Genomic DNA, 6,831 nt, shown 5'->3' on the forward strand with positions numbered 1-6,831 from the left:
TTGTGGTTTTAGGCGGGAAATACACATTTATCGTGCTTTTTCCCGCCTCAATAGCCTTGCAATGAAAAGACCCGGCGCGAGGCGCGCCGGGTCTTTTCCACTGGTTCCAAGGCATCAAGCCGATTTCTTCTTGTCGTCGTCTTCGTCGATTTCCTCGAAATCGGCGTCGACCACGTCCGAATCCTTGGCGGCATCCGCCTTGGCGTCGGCCTCGGCCGCTTCTTTCTGAGAGGCTTCGTACATCGCCTGGCCGAGCTTCATCGAAGCTTCGGCAAGCGTCTGCGTGGCCGTGTTGATCGCCTCCACGTCGTCGCCTTCGGCAGCCGTCTTCAAGCCCGCGATCGCATCGGAGATCGCGGTGCGGTCGGCTTCCGAAACCTTCTCGCCATACTCCTTCAGCGACTTCTCGCTGCTGTGCACCAGCGCTTCGGCCTGGTTGCGGGCCTCGACCAGCGCGCGGCGCTTCTTGTCGGCCTCGGCGTTGGCTTCGGCATCCTTCACCATCTTCTCGATGTCGGCGTCCGAAAGGCCGCCCGACGCCTGAATGCGGATCTGGTGCTCCTTGCCGGTGCCCTTGTCCTTGGCCGAGACGTTGACGATGCCGTTGGCGTCGATGTCGAAGGTGACCTCGATCTGCGGCACGCCGCGCGGTGCAGGCGGAATGCCGACCAGGTCGAACTGGCCGAGCATCTTGTTGTCCTGCGCCATTTCGCGCTCGCCCTGGAAGACACGGATGGTCACGGCCGACTGCGAATCCTCGGCGGTCGAGAAGACCTGGCTCTTCTTGGTCGGGATCGTGGTGTTGCGCTCGATCAGCCGGGTGAACACGCCGCCCAGCGTCTCGATGCCCAGCGACAGCGGTGTCACGTCGAGCAGCAGCACGTCCTTGACGTCGCCCTGCAGCACGCCTGCCTGGATGGCGGCGCCCATGGCCACCACTTCGTCCGGGTTGACGCCCTTGTGCGGGTCCTTGCCGAAGAACTGCTTCACGATCTCCTGGATCTTGGGCATGCGGGTCATGCCGCCGACCAGCACCACTTCGTCGATCTCGCCTGCCTTCAGGCCGGCGTCCTTGAGGGCTGCCTTGCAGGGATCGACGGTGCGCTGCACGAGGTCGTCCACCAGCTGCTCGAACTTGGCGCGAGTCAGCTTCATGGTCAGGTGCTTCGGCCCGGTGGCGTCGGCGGTGATGAAGGGCAGGTTGATCTCGGTCTGCGAGGCCGACGAAAGCTCGATCTTGGCCTTTTCCGCGGCCTCCTTGAGGCGCTGCAAGGCGAGCTTGTCGTTCTTCAGGTCGATGCCCTGTTCCTTCTTGAACTCGGCCGCCAGGTATTCAACCAGGCGCATGTCGAAGTCTTCGCCGCCGAGGAAGGTGTCGCCGTTGGTCGACTTCACCTCGAACACGCCGTCGCCGATCTCCAGCACGGAAATATCGAAAGTACCGCCGCCAAGGTCATAGACGGCGATCGTCTTGCCGTCCTTCTTGTCGAGGCCGTAGGCAAGGGCTGCCGCGGTCGGCTCGTTGATGATGCGCAGCACTTCCAGACCGGCGATCTTGCCGGCGTCCTTGGTGGCCTGGCGCTGGGCGTCGTTGAAATAGGCCGGAACGGTGATGACCGCCTTCTCGACCTTCTCGCCGAGATAGGCTTCCGCCGTTTCCTTCATCTTCTGCAGGATCATCGCCGAGATCTGGCTGGGCGACTGCTTCTTGTCGCTGGCTTCCACCCAGGCGTCGCCATTGTCGCCCTTGACGATCTTGTAGGGGACAAGCTTCTTGTCCTTCTCGGTGACCGGAGCGTCATAGCGGCGGCCGATCAGGCGCTTGACCGCGAAGATGGTGTTTTCAGGATTGGTGACCGCCTGGCGCTTGGCCGGCTGGCCGACGAGGCGTTCGCCCTCACCGGTGAAGGCGACGATGGAAGGGGTCGTGCGTGCGCCTTCCGCATTTTCGATGACCTTGGCGTCCTTGCCGTCCATGACGGCGACGCAGGAATTGGTCGTTCCCAGATCGATACCGATTACTTTTGCCATTTTTCTAGTCTCTCCACTAAGCAGACTGTCAGGACCCGATGAGGCATTCCAGCGACAGCCCCTGTTCACAGAAATTCCGCGAGGTTTTCCGGCCTTGCGGCCGTCCCCGCGGTTGTGCGGCGTATATAAGAAGACGCCATCCGACACGCAAGGCATATCCACCACCGGGAAATCCCCGACCGACGGCATATTTCTTCACTTTTGGTGCCATTTGGCCCGATTTGCACCAATGCCGTGTGCGGCATGGCAACCGCCGGCCTTCGCGCGTTGCCGGCTTACAACCGGGACTCGGCAAACGGAATCGGGCGTACCATATTGAAGGCATGATTGAGGCACCTCCGATCGACCTTCTCGAGCAACGCCGCAATCGCGTGCTCAACACGCTGCACACCTGGCTGCTCGGTTTCGGCAGCCTCTTGCTTCTTGCTGTCACCGCCTGGGCCTTTGGCGGGAGCGCCGGCATTCTCTATGCCATCGTCTTCGGCGGCTTCTCCATGTGGGCGGTGCGCCGCGTCAGTCCGCAGATGGTGCTGAGGATGTACAAGGCCAAGCCGCTAGCGCCGGCCGAATTTCCGCTCGGCTTTCGCATCGTCAACGAGCTTTCCAGCCGTGCTGGCCTGCCGGTTACGCCAAAGCTGTTCGTTGTGCCGTCGAAACTGATGAACGCCTTCGCCGTCGGCCGCCGCGAGGACTCGGCCATCGCCATCACCGACGCGCTCGCCCGCAATCTGACGGCGCGCGAACTCGCGGGCGTACTGGCCCACGAAATGAGCCACATCGTCCATGGCGACATGAAAGTAATGGCCTTTGCGGACATGGTGTCGCGCTTCACCTCGATCATGTCGACCGTCGGCATCCTGTCGCTCATCCTCAATCTCGGCAGTTTCTTTGGCGGCGGCCGCGAGCAGGTGCCATGGCTTGCCGTTCTGGTGCTGATCGCTGCCCCCACGGTCGGCGGGCTCTTGCAGATGGCGCTGTCGCGCACTCGCGAATTCGACGCCGATCTCGGCGCCGCCATGCTTACCGGCGATCCTGAGGGGCTGGCGTCGGCGTTGCGCAAGCTGGAGCGGGCGCAGGGCCGCCGCTGGGAAACCGTCTTCCTGCCCGGCGGCCGCATTCCCGATCCCTCGGTGCTGCGCACCCATCCGCTGACCGCCGAGCGGGTGAAGCGGCTGATGGCGTTGAAGAGCGCCGTTGAAACCGGCGAGATCGCCATCGTCGCATCGGCCGAGCCGCGGCGCGGCGAGCCCCGCGTTTCCATGGTGCCGAAGATCAGGCGCGCCACCGCGCATGGCGATTTCAGCGGCCTCACCGGCGTCTCGTCGCTCTTTTCGACGCCCGACCTTGCCGGCGATAGTCTTTCGGACGATGCTCCAGCCTGCGACAGGTCCCTCAATCCGCCCGAAGGAAATCCCCGCATAAGACTGAAGCATGGTGGCGTCTGGTGGTGATTGCGCTTGTCTTGACGGTCTCGCCGGGCAAATCTGCTGGCGGCTAGATAAATAGAAGGGCAGGCATGCGCGGCACGGCGTCTAGGAAAATGCGTTTGACAGAGCGCCACGTCGCAGCCCTCACGCGCGAAATCGCCGATCCGGGCTTCAGCTCGATTGCCGGCGCCAGGGCCGCCACCGATGCGGACTATGACGCGCTCGTCGCCGAAATCATCGAGGCGTCGCCCGCCGATGGCTTATGGGTGTTCGCCTATGGATCGCTGATCTGGAACCCGGCCTTCGACTTCATCGACAAGCGCGTCGGCGTGGCGCGGGGCTGGCACCGGGCGTTCTGCCTGGGCTGGGACCGCCGCTTCCGCGGCAATCCCGAGCAGCCGGGGCTCATGCTGGCGCTCGACCGCGGCGGCCAGGCCAGGGGTGTGATCTTTCGCTTGCCGCCCGACGCGCTGAAACCCAACATGGACAAGCTCATCCGGCGCGAGATGAGCATGGTGCCGACGGCTTTTCCGCCCCGCTGGATCAACGTGGCCACCGCCGAGGGCCCGGTGCGGGCGCTGACCTTCGCCATGAACCGCAAAAGCGGCCGCTATATCAACGGCCTTTCACCGGAGGCCCTTGCCGACATCCTGGCGACGGCGTGCGGCTTTCGCGGCTCGATGGCCGAATACCTCTTCGCGACCGTCGCCCACCTGGAGGAACTGGGCATCCACGACCGCCACCTCTGGCACCTGCAGGAACTGGTGGCCGCGCGCATCGAGGAAAACCACGGGATCAGCTAGAGCATGGGACCGGTCTCAGTCCGCTGAAATCTCTCTCAGCGGAGCCGTATGTGGTCTGTGCCAGAAGTCCGAGCTAGACGTACTCCCAGCCGTCATGCTCGCCGGCGCGGAAGATCGCGTCGATCATCTTCTGGTTCGCCATCGAATTCTCCAGCGTGAACACCGCGTCTTTGCCGCCCTGTGCTGCGCGCGCAAAAGTCTCGACCTCCAGCCGGTACTGCCGTGTGCCGGGAAAGCGGAACACTGTCGCCTGGTCGTGCTTCTGGTTATGCAACTCGATTCGATGGTGTTCGTAGTCGCCGGCGTTGAACGGCCCGTGCACCTCGATGAAACCCTTGTCGCCATGGAAGACCATGAACTGCCGCAGCGCCATCTGCGTCGAACAATAGAATGACAGGTCGAAATCGCCGAAATCGGCCTTGACGCTCGAATAGATGTCGGTGCCGAATTTTTCGTCGCGTTCGACCGTCGCCTGGATGCGCACCGGCTCCTTGCCGCTGACGAAACGGGTGGCGACGCTCGGATAGACGCCGATGTCGGGCAGCGCGCCGCCGCCAAGGTCGAGCTGGTTGCGCATGTTGGTGGGGTCGACATTGTAGTAGGAAAACGCGCCCTGCACATGGCGCAAGCGGCCGATGGCGCCGTCGGCGACCAGTTCGCGCACCTTTGCCCATTGCGGATGGTAGAACACCATGAAGGCTTCGCAGACCAGCACGCGATTGCGGTCGCGCGCTTCGATCAGCGGCGCAATATCCTTGGCATCGAGCGCGATCGGCTTTTCACACAGCACATGCTTGCCGGCATTCGCCGCCTTCAGCGTCCACTCGACATGCTGCGAGGTCGGCAGCGGGATATAGACACCGTCGACATCGCCGGACGCCAGAAGTTCGTCGTAGGAACCGAAGGCATGCTGCGCGCCGAACCGCGCCGCCAGCGCCTCAGCCTTGCCGATGTCGCGGCTGGCGATCGCGGCCAGGGTTCCGTTCTCGGAATCCAGGATCGCCGGCAGCAATTGCTCGCGCGCGATCTTCGCGGTCGAAAGAACACCCCAACGGAACATTTTTGTCTCCCTCTGTCGAACCCGGCGGAGACTACTGCATCGGCCCGAAAATCGGAATCGATTTTCGGACAACGAGGGAGGGACTTCGGCTAGATCATCTCCAGCGGCCGCCTGCGCGACGGCGGCGGGAAGGCGCGATCGAGTTCCGCAAGGTCGGCGTCACTCAGCTTGATATCAAGGGCGGCGCGGTTGTCGCGTACATGGACCGCACTGCCTGCCTTGGGAATGGCGATGATGCCCGGCTGGCGAATCGTCCAGGCGAGAGCGATCTGGGCCGCACTTGCCTCATGCCGTTTGGCGATTGCCAAGAGGCGCCGGTCGCGTGTCAGGTCGCCCTGTCCGACCGGCGAATAGGCCATCACCGGAATGCCGCGCTCGCGCGACCACGGCAACAGGTCGAAGTCGACGCCGCGGCTCGACAGGTTGTAGAGCACCTGGTTGGTCTGGACCGCATTTCCCGAGGCGACGCCGGCGAGTTCCTCCATGTCCTCGGTGTCGAAATTGCTGACGCCCCAATGGAGGATCTTGCCCTGTTGCTTCAGCGTCTCGAATCCGCCGACGGTTTCGGCAAGCGGCGTACCGCCACGCCAGTGCAGCAGATAGAGATCGATGCGGTCGGTGCCAAGCCGCTTCAGGCTGGCCTCGCAAGCTCGCATCACGCCAGCCCGCGACGCGTTGGTCGGCAGCACCTTGCTGACCACGAAGACCCCGTCGCGACGGCCCTCGATCGCCTCGCGGGTTACCTCCTCGGCACCGCCCGAAGCATACATTTCCGCCGTGTCGATCAAGGTCATGCCGAGGTCGATGCCGAGCTTCAGCGCCGCGACCTCGTCGGCGCGACGCCTGTGATCCTCACCCATCTTCCACGTACCCTGGCCGAGCACCGGCACTTCGATCCCAGAGGGAAGTCTGGCGGTGCGGATGGAAGCGGTCATGGCGGCGATTCCTTGAAAGCTAGATCATCTTTCGGATTTCGACCGCCAATGCCGCCTCGTCGTTGCTGAAGGCGGTGATCGTCGCGGCAAGAAACGTTTCCGGTTGCAAATGCCTCCAGATCGAGCGGATGCCCCGCCTCTTCTGCGAGAAGGGCGAAGAAAATCATTGTGTGCGCCCGTTGCCTTCGCGAAATGGGTGGATGGCATTCAGTTCGCTGAGAGCCCGTCCCGAAATTTCGGAGCGTGGCTTTGCTGGCAGACGCTCATGGTTGTGAGGGGCGTGGCTTAAGGATTGATGTGATTCGGACGTTTAATCCCAAGCGACCTTGGTCTGGGACCGCTTCGGAAAATTTGTATCACATCTTTTCGTATCCTGCCAAATCGAGAAACGGCCATTTTGCTGTGGTTATGTCATTGTAGTTCAATGTGTTAGTGGGTTCGTGTGAATCTACATCCACACCGACATGGGCTCAATTTGGATCGCGCCAAGGGGGGTTGAGCAGCTGGCGCGGTCGTGATTCCAACGGGTTGTCGAAGCCTGATTGGAGAGACCTGATGTGGACGCCAGCTACTCG

General features: G+C 62.7%; 7 protein-coding genes. 2 read left to right on the forward strand and 5 right to left on the reverse strand.

The features are described from left to right. Positions 1-114: 114 nt before the first annotated feature. Positions 115-2,031 carry a molecular chaperone DnaK gene (dnaK, locus tag F3H98_RS06425; RefSeq protein WP_149759267.1) on the reverse strand — a complete coding sequence of 639 codons (1,917 nt, stop codon included), beginning with the start codon at positions 2,029-2,031 and terminating at the stop codon, positions 115-117. A 323-nt stretch (positions 2,032-2,354) separates the two neighbouring features. Here dnaK and F3H98_RS06430 point away from each other — a divergent pair, with 323 nt between their 5' ends. Both F3H98_RS06430 and F3H98_RS06435 read left to right on the forward strand, forming a co-directional pair. Next, a complete protein-coding gene (locus tag F3H98_RS06430; RefSeq protein WP_149759268.1) occupies positions 2,355-3,482 on the forward strand; it encodes a zinc metalloprotease HtpX in 1,128 nt (375 codons plus the stop codon). A 65-nt stretch (positions 3,483-3,547) separates the two neighbouring features. Next, positions 3,548-4,261, forward strand: a complete 714-nt coding sequence (locus tag F3H98_RS06435) for a gamma-glutamylcyclotransferase (protein WP_149759269.1) — start codon at positions 3,548-3,550, stop codon at positions 4,259-4,261. A gap of 73 nt (positions 4,262-4,334) precedes the next feature. Here the strand turns inward: F3H98_RS06435 and F3H98_RS06440 are convergent, their stop codons facing one another. The 4 genes from F3H98_RS06440 to F3H98_RS32500 all read right to left on the reverse strand — a co-directional run bounded on the left by F3H98_RS06440 (position 4,335) and on the right by F3H98_RS32500 (position 6,515). Further along, entirely contained in the window at positions 4,335-5,321 is a 987-nt protein-coding gene (locus tag F3H98_RS06440; protein WP_149759270.1) for a Gfo/Idh/MocA family protein, read from the reverse strand. An 89-nt stretch (positions 5,322-5,410) separates the two neighbouring features. Continuing rightward, entirely contained in the window at positions 5,411-6,256 is an 846-nt protein-coding gene (locus F3H98_RS06445) for an aldo/keto reductase (RefSeq protein ID WP_149759271.1), read from the reverse strand. Next, entirely contained in the window at positions 6,253-6,423 is a 171-nt protein-coding gene (locus F3H98_RS30995; protein ID WP_188130344.1) for a hypothetical protein, read from the reverse strand. The genes F3H98_RS06445 and F3H98_RS30995 overlap by 4 nt, the downstream gene beginning before the upstream one ends. Further along, complete coding sequence (locus F3H98_RS32500; protein ID WP_149759321.1) at positions 6,420-6,515, reverse strand: Fic family protein; 96 nt, start codon at positions 6,513-6,515, stop codon at positions 6,420-6,422. Before F3H98_RS32500 ends, F3H98_RS30995 begins: the two co-directional genes overlap by 4 nt. Positions 6,516-6,831 lie beyond the last annotated feature (316 nt).

The sequence above is a fragment of the Neomesorhizobium albiziae genome (genome assembly GCF_900114255.1).
In the GTDB taxonomy this organism is placed as follows: Bacteria; Pseudomonadota; Alphaproteobacteria; order Rhizobiales; family Rhizobiaceae; genus Neomesorhizobium; species Neomesorhizobium albiziae.

Bases quoted from the DNA above. Each gene is read 5' to 3' on its own strand.
- dnaK (WP_149759267.1), bottom strand. From the start codon at position 2,031: ATGGCAAAAGTAATCGGTATCGATCTGGGAACGACCAATTCCTGCGTC.
- F3H98_RS06430 (WP_149759268.1), top strand. From the start codon at position 2,355: ATGATTGAGGCACCTCCGATCGACCTTCTCGAGCAACGCCGCAATCGC.
- F3H98_RS06435 (WP_149759269.1), top strand. From the start codon at position 3,548: ATGCGCGGCACGGCGTCTAGGAAAATGCGTTTGACAGAGCGCCACGTC.
- F3H98_RS06440 (WP_149759270.1), bottom strand. From the start codon at position 5,321: ATGTTCCGTTGGGGTGTTCTTTCGACCGCGAAGATCGCGCGCGAGCAA.
- F3H98_RS06445 (WP_149759271.1), bottom strand. From the start codon at position 6,256: ATGACCGCTTCCATCCGCACCGCCAGACTTCCCTCTGGGATCGAAGTG.
- F3H98_RS30995 (WP_188130344.1), bottom strand. From the start codon at position 6,423: ATGATTTTCTTCGCCCTTCTCGCAGAAGAGGCGGGGCATCCGCTCGAT.